Annotated in this window: 14 protein-coding genes, 1 pseudogene and 1 riboswitch; of the genes and pseudogenes, 2 read left to right on the top strand and 13 right to left on the bottom strand. The window is 64.3% G+C overall.

Annotation, left to right across the window (positions count from 1 at the left end):
- Nucleotides 1-3: 3 nt before the first annotated feature.
- From cobW to AC097R_RS13045, 10 genes and pseudogenes are all read right to left on the bottom strand, one after another.
- Nucleotides 4-1,050, bottom strand: a complete 1,047-nt coding sequence (gene cobW / locus AC097R_RS13000) for a cobalamin biosynthesis protein CobW (protein ID WP_479598576.1) — start codon at nucleotides 1,048-1,050, stop codon at nucleotides 4-6.
- A gap of 21 nt (nucleotides 1,051-1,071) precedes the next feature.
- Nucleotides 1,072-1,902: an ABC transporter substrate-binding protein gene (locus AC097R_RS13005; protein WP_479598577.1), complete on the bottom strand. Its 831-nt coding sequence runs from the start codon at nucleotides 1,900-1,902 to the stop codon at nucleotides 1,072-1,074.
- A 4-nt stretch (nucleotides 1,903-1,906) separates the two neighbouring features.
- Nucleotides 1,907-2,476, bottom strand: coding sequence for a cob(I)yrinic acid a,c-diamide adenosyltransferase (gene cobO, locus AC097R_RS13010; RefSeq protein WP_479599549.1), 570 nt, complete (start codon nucleotides 2,474-2,476; stop codon nucleotides 1,907-1,909).
- Nucleotides 2,477-2,503: 27 nt separating this feature from the next.
- Nucleotides 2,504-3,289, bottom strand: a pseudogene (locus AC097R_RS13015) (ABC transporter ATP-binding protein); the annotation flags it as partial.
- Nucleotides 3,286-4,362: a FecCD family ABC transporter permease gene (locus tag AC097R_RS13020; protein ID WP_479598578.1), complete on the bottom strand. Its 1,077-nt coding sequence runs from the start codon at nucleotides 4,360-4,362 to the stop codon at nucleotides 3,286-3,288. The gene AC097R_RS13020 and the pseudogene AC097R_RS13015, both read right to left, overlap by 4 nt.
- Nucleotides 4,359-5,375: an ABC transporter substrate-binding protein gene (locus tag AC097R_RS13025; protein ID WP_479598579.1), complete on the bottom strand. Its 1,017-nt coding sequence runs from the start codon at nucleotides 5,373-5,375 to the stop codon at nucleotides 4,359-4,361. Before AC097R_RS13025 ends, AC097R_RS13020 begins: the two co-directional genes overlap by 4 nt.
- A complete protein-coding gene (cobU, locus tag AC097R_RS13030) occupies nucleotides 5,372-5,956 on the bottom strand; it encodes a bifunctional adenosylcobinamide kinase/adenosylcobinamide-phosphate guanylyltransferase (RefSeq protein WP_479598580.1) in 585 nt (194 codons plus the stop codon). The genes AC097R_RS13025 and cobU overlap by 4 nt, the downstream gene beginning before the upstream one ends.
- Nucleotides 5,949-6,800 carry an ABC transporter substrate-binding protein gene (locus tag AC097R_RS13035; RefSeq protein ID WP_479598581.1) on the bottom strand — a complete coding sequence of 284 codons (852 nt, stop codon included), beginning with the start codon at nucleotides 6,798-6,800 and terminating at the stop codon, nucleotides 5,949-5,951. The genes cobU and AC097R_RS13035 overlap by 8 nt, the downstream gene beginning before the upstream one ends.
- Nucleotides 6,797-8,233: a cobyrinate a,c-diamide synthase gene (locus AC097R_RS13040; protein WP_479598582.1), complete on the bottom strand. Its 1,437-nt coding sequence runs from the start codon at nucleotides 8,231-8,233 to the stop codon at nucleotides 6,797-6,799. Before AC097R_RS13040 ends, AC097R_RS13035 begins: the two co-directional genes overlap by 4 nt.
- A 5-nt stretch (nucleotides 8,234-8,238) precedes the next feature.
- Nucleotides 8,239-9,987: a TonB-dependent receptor domain-containing protein gene (locus tag AC097R_RS13045; protein WP_479598583.1), complete on the bottom strand. Its 1,749-nt coding sequence runs from the start codon at nucleotides 9,985-9,987 to the stop codon at nucleotides 8,239-8,241.
- Nucleotides 9,988-10,150: 163 nt separating this feature from the next.
- Nucleotides 10,151-10,386: riboswitch (cobalamin riboswitch) on the bottom strand.
- 36 nt (nucleotides 10,387-10,422) lie between these two features.
- On the opposite strand from AC097R_RS13045, the gene AC097R_RS13050 reads away from it, so the two are divergent.
- Both AC097R_RS13050 and AC097R_RS13055 read left to right on the top strand, forming a co-directional pair.
- Entirely contained in the window at nucleotides 10,423-10,647 is a 225-nt protein-coding gene (locus AC097R_RS13050) for a DUF904 domain-containing protein (protein ID WP_479598584.1), read from the top strand.
- Nucleotides 10,644-10,988 carry a cell division protein ZapA gene (locus AC097R_RS13055; protein ID WP_479598585.1) on the top strand — a complete coding sequence of 115 codons (345 nt, stop codon included), beginning with the start codon at nucleotides 10,644-10,646 and terminating at the stop codon, nucleotides 10,986-10,988. The genes AC097R_RS13050 and AC097R_RS13055 overlap by 4 nt, the downstream gene beginning before the upstream one ends.
- 247 nt (nucleotides 10,989-11,235) lie before the next feature.
- Here AC097R_RS13055 and AC097R_RS13060 read toward each other — a convergent pair whose 3' ends face one another.
- The 3 genes from AC097R_RS13060 to phbB all read right to left on the bottom strand — a co-directional run bounded on the left by AC097R_RS13060 (nucleotide 11,236) and on the right by phbB (nucleotide 15,967).
- On the bottom strand, nucleotides 11,236-13,653 hold the full coding sequence (locus tag AC097R_RS13060; protein WP_479598586.1) for a putative bifunctional diguanylate cyclase/phosphodiesterase: 2,418 nt from the start codon (nucleotides 13,651-13,653) through the stop codon (nucleotides 11,236-11,238).
- Nucleotides 13,650-14,951, bottom strand: a complete 1,302-nt coding sequence (locus AC097R_RS13065) for an HD-GYP domain-containing protein (RefSeq protein WP_479598587.1) — start codon at nucleotides 14,949-14,951, stop codon at nucleotides 13,650-13,652. The genes AC097R_RS13060 and AC097R_RS13065 overlap by 4 nt, the downstream gene beginning before the upstream one ends.
- A 278-nt stretch (nucleotides 14,952-15,229) precedes the next feature.
- A complete protein-coding gene (gene phbB, locus AC097R_RS13070) occupies nucleotides 15,230-15,967 on the bottom strand; it encodes an acetoacetyl-CoA reductase (protein WP_479598588.1) in 738 nt (245 codons plus the stop codon).
- Nucleotides 15,968-16,002: the final 35 nt, after the last annotated feature.

Genomic DNA, 16,002 nt, shown 5'->3' on the forward strand with positions numbered 1-16,002 from the left:
TCCTTATGCCAGCGCTTCGCTCAGCTCGGCCTGCAACACTGCCGCATCGAGTTCAGAGCCAATCAGCACCAGGCGCGATTGGCGCGCTTCGTCGGCACGCCACGGGCGGTCAAAGTAGCTGTCAAAGCGCGCACCCACGCCCTGCACCACCAGGCGCATGGCCACGCCGGGCAAGGCCACAAAACCCTTGGCACGGTAAATCTCGTGGCGCGCCACCACGCCCTGCAGTGCGGCCAGCAGGCCTTCGCGGCTGCTCACGTCCAGCGCCACCTGCACCGAATCAAAGGCATCGTGGTCGTGGTCTTCTTCCTCGTCGTGGTGGGTCTTGCGCGCATCGATCTGGTCTTCGACCGCGCGCTGCAGGCCCAGCAACACGTCAATGTCAATACGGCCATGCTGGGCATGCACCAGCTTCACGCCGGGCAAGGTCTCGGCGCGGATAGCGGCCTCCACGTCCACCAGCTGCGCGGGCGTCACGCCATCGGTCTTGTGCACGACCACCAGATCGGCCGTGGCCAGCTGGTCTTCAAACAGTTCGTGCAGCGGGGAGTCGTGGTCCAGGTTGTCGTCGGCGCGGCGCTGGGCGTCCACGGCCACAGGGTCATCGGCAAAGTCACCGGCGGCCACGGCGGGCGCGTCCACCACGGTCACTACCGCATCCACGGTAAACGTGTTGCGCAACGCGGGCCACTGAAAGGCCTGCACCAGCGGCTTGGGCAGCGCCAGGCCCGAGGTCTCAATGATCAGATGGTCGATCTGGTCACGGCGCTTGGCCAACTGCTCCATCACGGGGGCAAACTCTTCCTGCACGGTGCAGCACAGGCAGCCGTTGGCCAGCTCGTACAGCTGGCCGTTTTCTTCACCGTTCTCGTCGCAGCCAATGCCACAGCCACGCAGCAGTTCGCCGTCGATGCCGAGCTCGCCAAACTCATTCACGATGACCGCGATGCGGCGGCCCTGCGCGTTGGCCAGCAGGTGGCGCAAGAGCGTGGTCTTGCCGCTGCCCAGGAAGCCGGTGATGATGGTGGCGGGGATTTTTCGGGTTTGCATAGGTCTCTTTCAATTAACGAATCAACGGTATGGCAGTGCTTTGAGGCACTCCACCAGCATTTGGGCGGCCTCACCCAGGCGCGGACCAGGGCGTGATAGCAGGTCCATACGTTCGATATCCAGCAGGCACAGCTGTTGCTGGCGCACTGCCGGCAGCGTGCCCCAGCCGGGGCGGTCTGACAGGTTGGCCAGCGTGGCACGCGGGCCAATGATGAGGTCTGGCGGGCGGCGCAGCAGCAACTCGGGGTTGATTTTGGGGAACAGGCCCAACTCGCCACTCACCACATTGACCAAGCCGAGTCGGGCCACAGTCTCCCCAATAAAACTTTTCTCGCTGGCAGCGGACGCCCCGGCGCCTACTTCCACATAGACACTGCACCCACGCAAGGCAGCGGGCATGCGGCCCGCGGCGGCATCCAGCTCACTATCGATGCGGGCAATCAGCTCGGCCGCGCGGGCGGGTTCACCCAGTGCCTCACCCAGCTTCACCAGCACGCGCTTCAAATCGGCGTGGGTGCGGGCGTCCAGCATCATCACCGGCACACCCAACGCCTGCAGGCGTTCACCCGCGCGGCTGCGCGGCCCTAACAAGACCAGGTTGGGTCGCAGCGTCACGATGCGCTCGATCTGCGCGTCTTCCAGACCGCCCACCTTGGGCAACGCCAGCACCGACGCGGGCCAGGTGGAGTGCCGATCGGTGCCCACCAACTGCGCGCAGTGGCCCAACGCGCACACGGCCTCGGTCAGCGAGGGGGCGAGCGTGACGATGCGGGACACAGGCTGTGCCTGGGCCAGGGCCACACTGGGTACAAACCCCAGCGCCACTGCAACAAGGACAAAAAATGCGCGCAAAACTTCAGTCCTCAATGCCGCGCTGTGCGGGCACACCGGCTTTGAAATGGTGCTTGACCAGCGTCATCTCGGTCACGGTATCCGCCAGGTCGATCAGCTCGCCCGGCGCATTGCGGCCGGTCAGCACCACATGCACATGCGGCGGACGCTCGCGCAGGCAGGTCAGGATGGTCTCCAGCGGAATCCAGCCGTAGCGCAGCGGGTACATGATTTCGTCCAGCACCACCATGAAGTGTTCCCCGGCACGAATGGTCGCCTCGGCCTTGGCCCAGCCGTCCAGCGCCAACTGGGCCGAATGGTCCAGGTCCTTGCTCTTCCAGCTAAAGCCGTCACCCAGGCCAACGATCGGGATGCCCAACTGCTCAAACAAGCGGTGCTCGCCAAAACGCGCGGTAGGAACCTTCATGAACTGGTAGACCTTGACGGCTTTGCCGCGGCCGTGCGCGCGCAGGGCAATGCCAAACGCGGCCGTGCTCTTGCCCTTGCCGTGGCCGGTGTTGATCATGATCAGGCCGCGGCGCTCGGCCATGGGGACGACGCGTTCGTAATCGACCGGTGGAGTTTCAATTTGCATGGGTGCCCTCTTGGGGGGTTGGGTAACTTTGGGCAGCGCAATCCACTGCCCTTGCACGGGGTGAACGGCAATGCGTCCGTCGAATACGTCTTCCATGGCGCGGTGCGTGGCCAGGTCCGCGCATGCGCCCTGGTGGGTCACGCGGCCACCGGCCATGACGACCATAGAGTCGGCCTGCAGCGCCATGGTGATTTCGTGCAGCACGCTGATCACGGTCTTGCCCTGCGCCACCAGTGCGCGCACCACGTCCAGCCAGTCGGCCTGGTGTGGAGGGTCCAGGTTGGCCAGCGGTTCGTCCATCAGCAGCACCTGGGCCTGCACGGCCAGCGCACGGGCCAGCAGCACGCGCTGGCGCTCGCCACCGGACAGTTGGCCCAGAGAGCGCTGGCGCCAGTCCCACGCACGGGTGGCGCGCAGTGCTTGTTCCACGGCGGCATGGTCTGCCGCATTGGGCGGCGCCAGCCAGGCCTGGTGCGGCAGGCGGCCGAGCATGGCCACGTCCCACACCGTTAAATCATCGGCAGAGGTTTCGTTTTGGCCCAGCCAGGCCAGTTGCCGTGCGCGCTCCTGGTGTGGCAGGTTGTGCAGCGGCTGGCCCAGCAAATGGACGCTGCCGCTGTGTGGCAACACACCAGCCAGACACTTGAGCAAGGTCGACTTGCCGGCGCCATTGGGGCCCACGATGCTGGTCCATTTGCCGGCCGCAATGTCCAGGCTGATGCCGTGCAGGATGGGTTGTTTTTGCAAGCCATTTCCTAGGCTAGCCCCTATGGCATCTGCGCAGATAGCTATGGTTTTGGTAGCAATCGTCATGCCGCACGCCCTCCGCCCAGGCTGCTGCTGCGGTGCATCAGCCACAGCAGGTAGCCGCCACCCAACACCGCCGTGAGCATGCCCACGGGCAGCTCCTGCGGCGCGATCAGGCCACGCGCCAAGGTGTCGGCCGCCATCAGCAACACGCCACCCATGAGGCTGGAAAGCAGCATCAGGTGCGCATGGGTGGTCTTCACCACCGAGCGCACGAGGTGCGGCGCGGCCAGGCCCACAAAAGCAATCAAACCAGTTTGCGCCACCGCCGTGCCCGTGGCCAGCGCCAGCACCGCCACCAGCGCCGCGCGCATGGGCGCCACGGGCAAGCCCAGGCTGACGGCCGTGGCGTCGCCCAAGCTCAAGCCATCGAGCACGCGCGCCAGCAACCACGCCGCCAGCACACACACGCCCCACACGCTGGTCATCAGCACGCAGGACGTCCAGCCGACAAACGCGGTGGAGCCGAGCATGAAGGCCTGCATGGCCTGCAGCGATTCAGGTGAGAACAGCAGCACCAGATGCGTCATGGCACCCAGCACCACGCCCACCACCACACCGGCCAGCAGCAGGCGCAGCGTGTGGCCCACACCTCGTGACAGCACCAGCGTGAGCATCACCGCAAACACCGCGCCCAGAAACGCCGCACCGGTGAGCCCCAGGCGCACCCACAGGCTGCTGGAAAACACGCTGACCGCCACGCCGCCATTCATGCTGCCGCCCAGCATGCCGGCACCGCCACCCAAAGCGGCAAGCGCCAGCGCCACACCCAGCGAAGCACCCGAGGCGCTGCCCAGCAGATACGGGTCGGCCAGCGGGTTGCGAAACAAGCCCTGCGCCACCGCACCGGCCAGCCCCAGCAAGGCACCCGCAGCCCAGGCACCTAGCGTGCGCGGCAACCGGATCTGCCAGACGATCTGCTGCGCCATGGCAGTTTGCTGCGGATCTTGCGCCGGGTTGAGCAGCGGCCCCAACAGGTTTTCCAGCCCGGCACTGCCCACGCAAATGCCCAGCGCTACCAGTGCGAGTGCACCCATCACACCAGCCCAGACCAACCAGAAAACGCGGGTGGGCATCATGGTTTGGCTCCCGAAGAGGACTTGGGAGCCTTGTCCGTCAAACACTTCGCCATGAGGCGTGCGCCCTCCGCCATGCGCGGGCCGGGGCGCACCAGCATGTCGGCCTCGTCGGGCGGGAAGATGCAGACCCGCTGCTCGCGCAGCGCGCGGATGCTTGGCCAGCCCGGCCGCGCGGCCAGGCCATCGGCACTACGCTGGCCGATCATGATGAGGTCGGGGTTGGCGCGAACGATGTATTCGGGGTTGAGTTTGGGGAACGGGCCGAGGTTGGCGGGGACGATGTTTTTGGCGCCCAGGCGCGTGAGCGTTTCGCCAATGAAAGACGCCTCGCCCGCCGCATACGGCCCTTGGTTCACCTCAAAGTACACCTTCACATTGCGAGTGCTGGCCGGCAGGGACTGGGCGGCAGCCGAGACACCTGCGTCTATCGCACGCCAGATGCGCGCGGCGTCGGGTACTTCCAGCAACTGGCCCAGCTTGAGCATGACGCGCTGGACATCGGCATGGCGTTTGGGTTCCAGCGCAATGACCTTGATGCCCAGCGCCTGCAGCCGATCCGCAGCGCGCGACGAGGTGGCCATGAGCACCACATCGGGCTTGAGGGACACGATCATCTCGATATTGGGGTCCAGCCCGCCGCCGACCTGCGGCAGTTTTTGCACACTGACGGGGAAGTTGGAGTAACGGTCCACACCCACCAGGCGCTGGCACTGGCCGAGTTCGCAGACGGTTTCGGTCAGCGAGGGCAGCAGGCTCACGATGCGCTGGGGTGCGGCGGGGAGTGTGATGGTGACACCGCGGTCGTCGGTGATTTGCAGGGCGTGGGCTGCACCACTGAACACACAGGCGAACACGATCACCCATTGGGCCAGGCGACGAAGCGCCACTGCGTTTTGCTCCGTGTCCCCCGCCCGCTGTGCGGGCTCCTCCTTGACCTGCGCAAAACGCAGTGGCGCTTCGCCGCTTCGCGGAGCGCAGCGTCGGAGAAAACTGCCGAATCCTTGGCGCTTCATGGTGCGTCCTTCAAAGTCAGCGGCAGGCCCGCCGCCATGAGCGTCACGCGCTGGCAGGTAGCGGCCACATCCTGATTCAGCTTGCCCAGTGCATCCACAAAGGCGCGCACTTCGCGCCCCAAGGGGATCACGCCCAGGCCAATCTCGTTGCCCACCAGCACCACAGGGCCGGGAGCTTGGGCAATTGCTATCAAAAGAGAAGCTGCCGGCGCACTATTCATGGGGGCTAGAGGCCTATTTTGTTCAGAATCCGCTGGCATCAGCCGGTTGGTCAGCCACAGCGTGAGGCAGTCCACCACCACCAGAGTGTCAGGCTGGCTGTGCTTTTGAATCGCCTCGGCCAGTGCCAGCGGTTCTTCCACCGTGGTCATACCGGGCACGCGCTCAGCACGGTCGGCCTGGTGGCGCGCAATCCGCTGGCGCATCTCGTCGTCCCAGGGCTGGGCGGTGGCTATCAATACGGCGCGGTGGGTGCTGGACTGGACCAGCCATTCACGCGCAAGCAACTCGGCACGGCGCGACTTGCCGCTTTTCTGGCCACCCAGAATCAGTTCGCTTTTTGCAATGTGCAAATCACTCATGCGTGAAAGCTCCTGCCTGGTCCGCGTCCATCCACTGCAGGATGATCTGGTGCATCTTGGCCACGCCATCTGTCAGCGCCGCCGGGCCGGGCTGCAGGATGTCGGGGGACTTGATTTCAAACAACTGGTTATTGCGCACCGCATTCACCGCGCCCCAACCTTCCCGCGCCACCACGTTCTCGGGGCGGAATTTCTTGCCGCACCAGGAGCCGAAAATGATGTCCGGGTTGCGACGCACGATCTCAGCCCCGTCGGCAATGATGCGATTCTTACCCAGCGACTCGGCCGCCAGTTCGGGGAAGCAATCGTCACCGCCGGCAATGCCGATCAGCTCCGACACCCAGCGGATCGCGCTGATGTGGGGCGTGTCCCACTCTTCAAAGAAAACCTTGGGCCGGCGCGCCCCGGCCGCCACCTTGGCTGCCACCGCTGCCTGCATGGCCCGCAGGTCCTCCTGCATCTTCGCAATGCGCTTTGCACCCTGCTCTGCCTCGCCCACCATCGCTGCGAGCTGGAACAGCATGGAAAAAATCTCGGCCACGCTGCGCTGGTTGAAGATGGTGACCTGCACACCGCGCTTGACCAAGTCCGCCGCAATATTGGCCTGCAGGTCCGAGAACCCCAGCACGCAGTCAGGCTGCAACGCCATGATCTTGTCGAGCTTGGCGCTCAGAAAGGCGCTGACACGTGGCTTCTCGTCGCGCGCACGCTTGGGTCGCACGGTGTAGCCCGAGATTCCGACAATGCGGTGTTCCTGTGCCAGCAGGTAAAGCCATTCGGTGGTCTCCTCCGTGAGGCAGACGATGCGCTGCGGGCCGGGCTGGAAGTGCAGCAAGTCCGTCATGCGACCACCTCTACAGACGCGGTGAACAGCTCGACCACGGCCTCAGGACAAGATGGAAACCAGGCATGGAAGTAGCTGGCGCGCACGGAGCCCAGTTGCCACACGGCTTCACCGGCATCGTCAGAAGGTTCGGTATCCGGGCGCGACGTGCGGGCCACGGGCTCCAAAGACGTGGTCGTGGTCGAGTAATGGAAGGTGTGGCCGCGCAAGGTGCCGCTCTCCAGCACCAATTGCTGCGGCCCCAAGCCGGCCAGCAGCTTTTGCATGGTCACCTCACCCGGCAGCACTCTCCACTGCACATGGCGCTGGCCGTCCAGAGTGACCAGCGTGTCAAACAGCGCCATCATCCCGCCGCACTCGGCCCACACTGGCTTGCTAGCGGCAATGTGGGAAGCCAGACTGGCACGCACGGCCGTGTTGGTAGCAATCGTTTCCGCATGCAGCTCAGGGTAGCCCCCAGGAATCCACAGCGCGTCACACACAGGCAACGCCGCGTCCGCCAACGGCGAGAAGAACACCAGCTCCGCCCCCAGCGCCCGCAACGTGTCGAGGTTGGCCTCGTAAATAAAGCAGAACGCCGCATCACGCGCCACAGCAATCGTCCTACCGTACAAAGGAAGGAGTCCGGGTGGCAGGGCGTTCTGCGCAGGTAAAGGAGGAGCCCGCATAGCGGGCGGGGGACACGGAGCAGAACGCTCTGCCACCCGGGCTCCTGGCGCAACGGGGGCAGCATGCTCGAGCGCGGCAAACCCCACCGCCCAACGCTGCAAGTCCTCCAGCGTCATCCGACCCAGCGGTGTAGTGGCCAACGCATCGGCTGCAGCATCAAGTCGTTCCATCGCGTCAACCACCTCGGTCGCCACCGTCAGGCCCAAGTGGCGCTTGGGCAAAGCCAGGGCAGTATTGCGCAGCACCGCACCCAGCCATTGGTCTTCTGCCACGCTGGCCTGCAGCATGCCCGCATGGCGCGCATTGGCCACTCGGTTGGCCAGCACACCAGCCCAGGGCATATCGGCCCGGTAATGCTGCAACCCAAAGGCCAGTGCGCCAAAGGTGCCCACCATGCCCGACGCATCCACCACCGCCAACACTGGCAGCCCAAAACGCTGCGCCAGGTCTGCCGCGCTTGGCTCGCCATCAAACAGGCCCATCACACCTTCCACAATGATCAGGTCCGCCTCCAACGCTGCCGCATGCAGGCGCGCACGGCAATCGGCCTCGCCCGTCATCCACAGGTCCATCTGGTAAACCGGCGCACCGCTGGCCAGTGCGTGCCAGCAAGGGTCCAGAAAATCCGGCCCGCACTTGAACACCCGCACGCGCCGCCCCTGGCGCGTGTGCAAGCGTGCCAGCGCCGACGTGACCGTCGTCTTGCCCTGCCCGGAGGCGGGCGCGGCAATCAGGATGGCGGGGCAGGACGCGGGAGCTTGCATAAGTGTCAGGGCGCCCACTTCAGGCCCACATAGAGGGTGCGGCCGGCGGTGGCATAGGTGTCAGCGAGTTGGTACTTGGTATCCGTCACATTGTCCATCCTCACCAGCACCGACCATTCGCGCGACACCGCCCGCTGGGCCGACAGGTTCAGCAACACATAACCAGGCAACACGGTGGCATTGGCGGCATCGTCAAACCGCAGGGACGAGAGCTGCAACTCCCCGCCCAGCGACCAGCTTTGCACATGGGTGTCCAGCCCCACCACCGCGTGGTGGGTGGCACGGCGTGGCAGCAGCTTGCCGGTCACGCTGTCGCGCGGGTCTTGCAGGTCCAGAGAACCCCAGAGCCGCCCCAGATCCAGCGCACGCTGCGTGCTGAAGCCCACGCCTTGGTAACGGGCCTGGGCCGTGTTGGCGTAGCAGCCCGTGGCGGGCACCGGGCAGCCTGCCGCAGTCGCACCCGACAGAAAGCTCAGCAGGTTGGTCAGCGTGTTGCGGTACACCACCACACCAAAGGCATTGGCGCCCTCGGTGTAGTGCAGGCCCAGCTCCACATTGCGGCCAGACTCGGGCACCAGGGTAGATACACCGTATTTGCTGAAACGCTGGTACAGCGTCGGCACGCGGAACGAGCTGGCGGTGCTGGCAGACGCGCGCCATTGCGGATTGAACGCGTAGGCGTAGGCCGCCGATGTCGTGGTCTGTCCGCCAAATTCACTGTCATTGTCATTGCGGGCGCTGAACTGGAAGGTGTGCACCTCGCCCGACCAGGCGTAGCCCACGCCAGCACCCGCTTGGGACTTGCCCTTATCGATGCGCGGTGTACCCGAGAGCTGGAAGGCGTCGTTGCGCTGCTCCAGCGTGGTGCTGAAGGTCTGCGGGCCCATGCGGTATTCGTTGAACCACAAGGCACTGTCAATCTGCGTGCGGTTGTTTGAATCCGCGGGCAGATCGCGCCCCTGGTCCAGACCCTGGCTCAGGCTCACCTTGGTGGCATAGTGCTCGGTCCACTGGGCATTCCACTGCAGGCTTTGGGTGCTATTGCTATTGATGCTGCGGTAGTCCTTGGTCAGGCCGCCGTCGTACTGCGCGTCCATGCGGCTTTGCAGCGCGGTCAGCTCCAGGCGCTGGTCCGGGTTGAACTGCAGGCCCACACGCAGATTGCCGCTGTTGCTGAGGTAGCCATCGGCATCGGGGTTTTGCGTGCTGACGGTACGGATGTTGAAACCATCACTGGTGGCACCGGAAATACCAAAGGAATAATCCACCACGCCCAAGCCACCACTGGCCGCGAAGTCCAGGGTTTGCGTATTGTTGCTGCCGTAGCCCAGCGCCAGGATAGGTGCAAACCGACCCTGGCCTTTTTTGGTAAAAATCTGGATCACGCCGGCCACCGCGTCCGAGCCATAGACCGCGCTGGTGGGGCCGCGCACGATTTCAATGTGGTCAATTTGCGCGAGCGGGATGGTGTTCCAGTTGGCCCCGCCGCTGACGTTTTGCGAATCCAGCCGCACACCGTCCACCAGCACCGTGGTGTGCCTGCTTTCACCGCCCCGCACAAACACCGAGGTGGCATTGCCAATCCCGCCCGTGCGGGCAATTTCCAGCCCTGGCACGCGGGCCAGCACATCGGCCAACCCGACCGGGCCGGCGCGCTCCAGGGTTTCGCGGTCAATGATGGTGACATCGGCCACCACATCCCCCACTGGCTGCGCCATGCGCGTCGCGGTCACCACCACCTCCTTGAGAGGCACGGACGACTCTATCTGTGCCTGCGCAGCGGACCACACCCATGGGGCGAGCAGGAGCGCCGAACATCGCACCCCAGAAATACACAATGTCATGAAAGCAAAAACCCGAACAGGAACCCTCCCCGGCTTCCCCGCCAGGGCATGGGCGTCACGGAGGCGCGCCAGGCGCACCTCCTCCGTGTTGGCCGGTATCCGGGCTGGTGGATGCAACCTCCATCGCCTTCCCAAACGTGTGTTCAATACGCTCAGTGGCCGTGATGGAAGCGGAGTGCAAGGACTCGTCCACTTACCGTTGCGGGGGCAGCGCAGGTTAGGTTCGCTGTTGCCAGCGGCGCCCTCCTGCTTCCCGTTGAACTGCGGCGTGTGAACCACACCGCGAGCACCAACCCGCGCATTTTACGCTGCCCTAGCTTTCGCTCACCCTACAATGCGGCTTCTATGTCGAACCAGATCCCCATCGACCAAATTGCCGAGCGCGTGGACCGCCTGCTGGTGCGCTACGAAGAGTTGCAGCGCACCAACGCCTTGCTCGCCACCCAGGTGGAAACGCTGACCAGCGAGCGGGATGCTCTCAAATCCCGTCTGGGCGCGGCGCGCGCGCGCGTGGATGCGTTGCTGGAGCGGCTGCCGGACACCCTGGCCACGCAAAAAGACCCAACATGAAACAGCTTGAAGTTCAAATCATGGGGCAGAGCTACCTGCTGGGCTGCCCGGAAGGCGGCGACGCACGCCTGCTGGAGGCCGTGGAGCGCGTGGACACCGCCATGTGCAAGATCCGTGACGCGGGCAAGGTGCGCGCCCGTGACCGCATTGCCGTGCTGGCCGCACTGAACCTGGCCTTTGACCTGTCGGAGCGCCCCGCTGCCCCTGCAGCGGCTCCGATCGCTGTATCTCCCAGCCCGGTGGCCACGTCGGCCGACCACGCGGGTGATGGCCAATTGCTGCTCAGCTCGTTGCTGGAACGCCTGGACGCCGCACTCGGCGAAGACGGTCGTTTGCTCTAAAGCGGGCCGCCAAGGCCTACAATTGCGTCGTCTGCGATGCTGCCGGGCTTTATATTTCCTGAACCAATGCTCATTGAGCCCGGGCTTGGAACATTGCCTTGCTAGCGTGATCATCTCGCGTCAGATGAACCCAAAGCTGGTGCTGACCTCGCCCACCTAAACTTCGGTTTAGGGTGACGGTCTGGCGGCGTTCGCAGACACCTTATTTCCCCACTCCGCCCCCTCACAGGGCGTGAGCCTTGCCCGGCTAAAAGCCCAGGGCGCCCGGCTTGGGCGGCGGCGTCAGCTGCGCCGCCAAAGCTTCAAATTCCGCTGCCGGCAAGCCCGGCGCACACAAAAACCCCTGGAACGATGCGCACTGCAGTTCACGCAAGTAGTCGCGCTGCGCCTCGGTCTCCACCCCTTCGGCCACAACCGAGAGCTTGAGCGCCCGTGCCATGGCCACCGTGGCACCCACAATGGCGCGGTCACTCTCGTCCTCGGGCAGGCCCATCACAAAGGTACGGTCGATCTTGAGCTTGGAGATGGGAAATTTCTTCAGATACGCCAGGCTGGAATAGCCGGTACCAAAGTCGTCAATCGCCAGGCTCACGCCCAGGCCGGCCAGCGCATGCAATCGGGTCAGCGCCTCATTGGCGTCTTGCACCAGGATGGACTCGGTAAGTTCCAGTTCCAGCAGCGCAGGGTCCAGCTCGGCATCGGCAATACAGCTCGCCACGCGCTCCACAAAATCCGGCTGCTGGAACTGCAGGGCCGACACGTTGACCGACACCACCAGCGGCCGCCCCGCACGTTGCCAGAGCGCGGCCTGGCGCACGGCTTCCTGCATGACCCAGCTGCCGATGGTGATGATGAAACCCGACTCTTCGGCCAGCGGGATGAAGGTTCCAGGCGATACATTGCCGAGTTCGGGGTCGGTCCAGCGCACCAGGGCTTCGGCGCCCAACAGGCGGCCATCGTCCAGCGCCACCTGAGGCTGGTAGTGCAGGCGGTACAAGCCTGACTCCATGGCGCGGCGCATGGCGTGGTCCAACTTCATGCGCGACAGCAGGTCCACATTCATCTGCGGCTGGTAGAAGCGGAAGTTGCCGCGGCCGCGCTCTTTCACGCGGTACATGGCGGTATCTGCGCACTTGATCAAGTCGTCCAGCGAGCGGCCATCGGCCGGGTACATCGCCACACCAATGCTGCAGCCGAGTGAGAAGTTCATCTCGTCCACAAGAAATGGCTGCGCCATCGCGTCGAGGATGCGACGCGCAGCCACCTCGGCGCCCAGTGCATCGGCGTCCTGCAAAAACGCCACGAATTCGTCGCCGCCCATGCGGCTCAGCGTGTCCACATCGCGCATGCAATGCAGGATGCGCTCGGTCACCTCGATCAGCACGCGGTCGCCAAAGGCATGGCCCAGCGAGTCGTTGATGTTCTTGAAGCGGTCCAGGTCGATAAACATCACCGCGAAGGTGCCGCCGCCACGTTCCGCCAGGCGCAGTGAAAAGTCCACACGTTGGGCCAGCAACAGGCGGTTGGGCAGGCCGGTCAGCACGTCGCGGTAGGCCAGTTTTTCGATGCGACGCTGGGCCTCCAGGCGCTCGGTCAGGTCCTTGAAATGCCCGATGGTGTTGACGATGGCGCCCTGCGCATCCGTCAGCGCCACCCAGGACACCTCGACCGCCACCGAGGCATCCTCGACCGTGCGCCAGACCTCCCCAGTCCACATGCCGTGGGCCAGCAGCGCCATTTCAATATCGGCAAACAGCTCCGGCCGCCCAGGGTCATGGAACAGCAGCTGCGCCGACGTGCCCACCAGACGCCCCATCTGGGCTCCCGTGAGCTGGGCGCAACGCGGGTTGGCCTGCACCACGGCAAACGCGGCATCGGTGATGAACACGGCGTCGGGGCTGGACTCGAACACCTTGGCCGCCAGGCGCAGCTGCCCTTCAGCCGCCACACGGGCCGAAATATCGCGGAACGAGTACACCTGCCCCTGCACCTGGTGGTGGCTGGTCTGTGGCACGCTCACGCGCTCCAGCGTCTTGCCATCGGTCAGGCGCAGCACGTCGGCCCTCCCATTACCACCGTAGGCCGGCAATGGCTGCACAACGCCAGCGTCCTGCAGCATCTGCGCCATGTGGCTGTCCAGGGCGGACTGGTCGGCCGTCTCTTGCAGCGCCACCGGCAGGCGCCAGAGTTCGGCAAAGCGGCGGTTGTAGTTGCGCACCTGGCCTTGCAGGTCGGTCACCAAAATACCGTCGCCGGTGGACTCCAGCGTGGCGCGCAGCTCGGCCAGGCGCCTTTCCAGTTCGTCCTCGGCGTGCTTTTGGGGGCGCATGTCGCGCAGGCCCACCACATACACCGGTTCATCGTCCTGCAACCAGACGCGGCTGACCTTGCGCTCTACGGGAATGGCGTCACCATCGGCACCGCGCAGCAGGGTGTTGGAATGGATGTTGTGGGCCACGCCGGCGGCCACGTCTTCCCAGAAAAACATGTCTTCCGGGGTGGCGGTCAGGTCGATCGCGGGGAGGCCCACCATCGCAGTGGCCGGCAGCCCCACGAGCGAGGCGGCGGTTTGGTTCACCGCCAGAATGCGCAGGGTTTTGGGGTCAACCAACCAAACTGCTTCGAGCATGCCCTCCAACAAGCGTGCCCAAGCTTGGACTGTCATGCAACCGGTTCCGGTGACTCGGGGTCCGTGGCCTGTTCAAAGAAATAGCAGATGCGTTGCCGTGGTGCCAGGTAGTCCTGTGCCGATGCAGGCAGGGCCGAGGGCTTGAGGCTGCGGCGAATGCCCAGATGGGGCGCATGCTCCAGGTCCAGGATCAGCGCCTCTTGCTTAGGCACGCTGGGGTCGTGCACGATGACGCGCGGCTTCAGCGGGCGCGCCGAATTGACCGACACCACGATGGCATAGCGGTCATCAATCAGCTGCACCACCGAGCCCGGCGGGTACACACCCATCATGCGGATAAAGGCGCTCAGCGCCGCCGCATCAAAACGCGTTTTGAGCTGCGCAAAGATCAGCGACAAGGCTTCATGCGGCGTGAGTGCGGCACCGGGGCGGCTGGGGTTGCAGAGGTTGTCGTAGCGATTCACCAGCGCCAGGATACGGCCGGCCATGGACATGGAGTCGCCCTTCATGCGCGTGGGGAAGCCGCTGCCATCCACCAGCTCGTGGTGCTGCACCATGGCGTTTTGGGCACCAGGGCTCAGCTCCATGGCCTTGGCGAGCAAAGCCCCCTGGGCCACGTGCTCTTGGTACATGCGGTATTCGACGGACGAGAAGTTTTCCTCCACCCAGCGCACGCGGTCAGGCACCTTGACCTTGCCGATGTCATGCAGAAACGCAGCCAGGCCCAGGTCCAGCATGTCGCTGTGGGGCAGGCCCATGGCCTTGCCCAGCAGCAGGCACACGATGGTCACGTTGACCGGGTGCATGGACGACTTGTCGCCCGCGGCTTCCGACAGCAGTCGGATGGACGCCTCGCCGTCTTCCAGCAGCTCGGTGACATAGGAATTGACCATGGCGTGGCACTGCTCCGCCATCACTTTGGGCTGGGTCTGCACCTGGTCCAGCGCCTTGCGGTACAGGCGCACGGACTCGCCAAAGCGGCGCTCACACACCACCAAGCTGCGCTCTTGGGCCGAGACGGCCAGGGCACGCAGCCGGCGCTGCTCACGTTCGCGCATGGCAGCTTGCAGGCGCTCTTCCGCGGCCGCCGACTGGGCTGCAGCGGAGGCGGTGGGCGTGCCATTCAAGCCCGCGAGTGCTTCGGGGTCACTTTTGGAGGGCAGATAGCGCACGCGCACTTGCCCCAGTTCCCGGATGGTGTCGATTTGCTTTTGTGAAGAAATCTTGAAGCTACCCGTGGGAAACGGATGCGACATCCAGCCCACGTCCAGCTCTACATACAAGCCGACGCGCAGCAGTTTGGTATCTACCCAAACGGACTCTTCAGTGTTCATATTGTGTTGGTTACTATCGCCTTGGGCCCGTCAGCCCCACGTTGGTGACAGGCCGGATCCGCATTGCGAACCCACTTTCTTGACCGCTGTCAAGCTGCCTCGAGCATACCCCACGCTGCGAGGGGAAACTGTCACTTGCAACTGCGGTTTTGGCATATCTGCCACATTGAAGCAGACCTGCGCTAGGGGTAGGCACCTAAGACACCGGTCAGTTACAAAAAAGCCCGCGGTTGCGGGCTTTTTTGTAACTCCGGCACCAGGCCGGAGAGGACAAGGCATCAGCCCATATGCAAACCACCGTTGACCGAGAAGTCGGCGCCGGTGGCATAACCACCCTCTTCCGACGCCAACCAGGCGATGATGGATGCGATTTCGGACGGCTCGCCCAGTCGCTTGACGGGCACGGTGGCCACGATCTTGGCCAGCACGTCCTCGCGGATAGCCTTGACCATGTCGGTGCCGATGTAGCCCGGGCTGACGGTGTTGACCGTCACACCCTTGGTGGCCAGCTCTTGTGCCAACGCCATGGAGAAGCCATGCATGCCGGCCTTGGCGGCCGAGTAGTTGGTCTGCCCGGCTTGGCCCTTTTCACCGTTCACCGACGAAATGTTGATGATGCGGCCCCAGCCCTTTTCCACCATGTCGGCCACCACTTGCTTGGTGACGTTGAACATGGAGTTCAGGTTGGTTTCGATCACCGAATCCCAATCCTCACGGCTCATCTTCAGAAACATGCGGTCTTTGGTGATACCCGCGTTGTTCACCAGCACGTCAATCGTGCCGTGCTCCGTCTTGGTCTTGCCAAAGGCTTCCACGGTGGAATCCCAGTCGCCCACATTGCCGACGGAGGCGTAAAAGGTGTAGCCCAGCGCCTTTTGTTCATCCAGCCATTTGGTGAAGTCGCGGGTGGGGCCGCAACCGGCGATGACCTTGAAACCCTCTTTGTGCAGGCGCTGGCAGATGGCGGTGCCGATACCACCCATGCCGCCGGTCACGTACGCTACTTTTTGTGTCATTTTTGTGTCCTCTTTATAAATTCAACTGCTATGAA

It is taken from the genome of Rhodoferax sp. ZS1R25 (genome assembly GCF_056521335.1).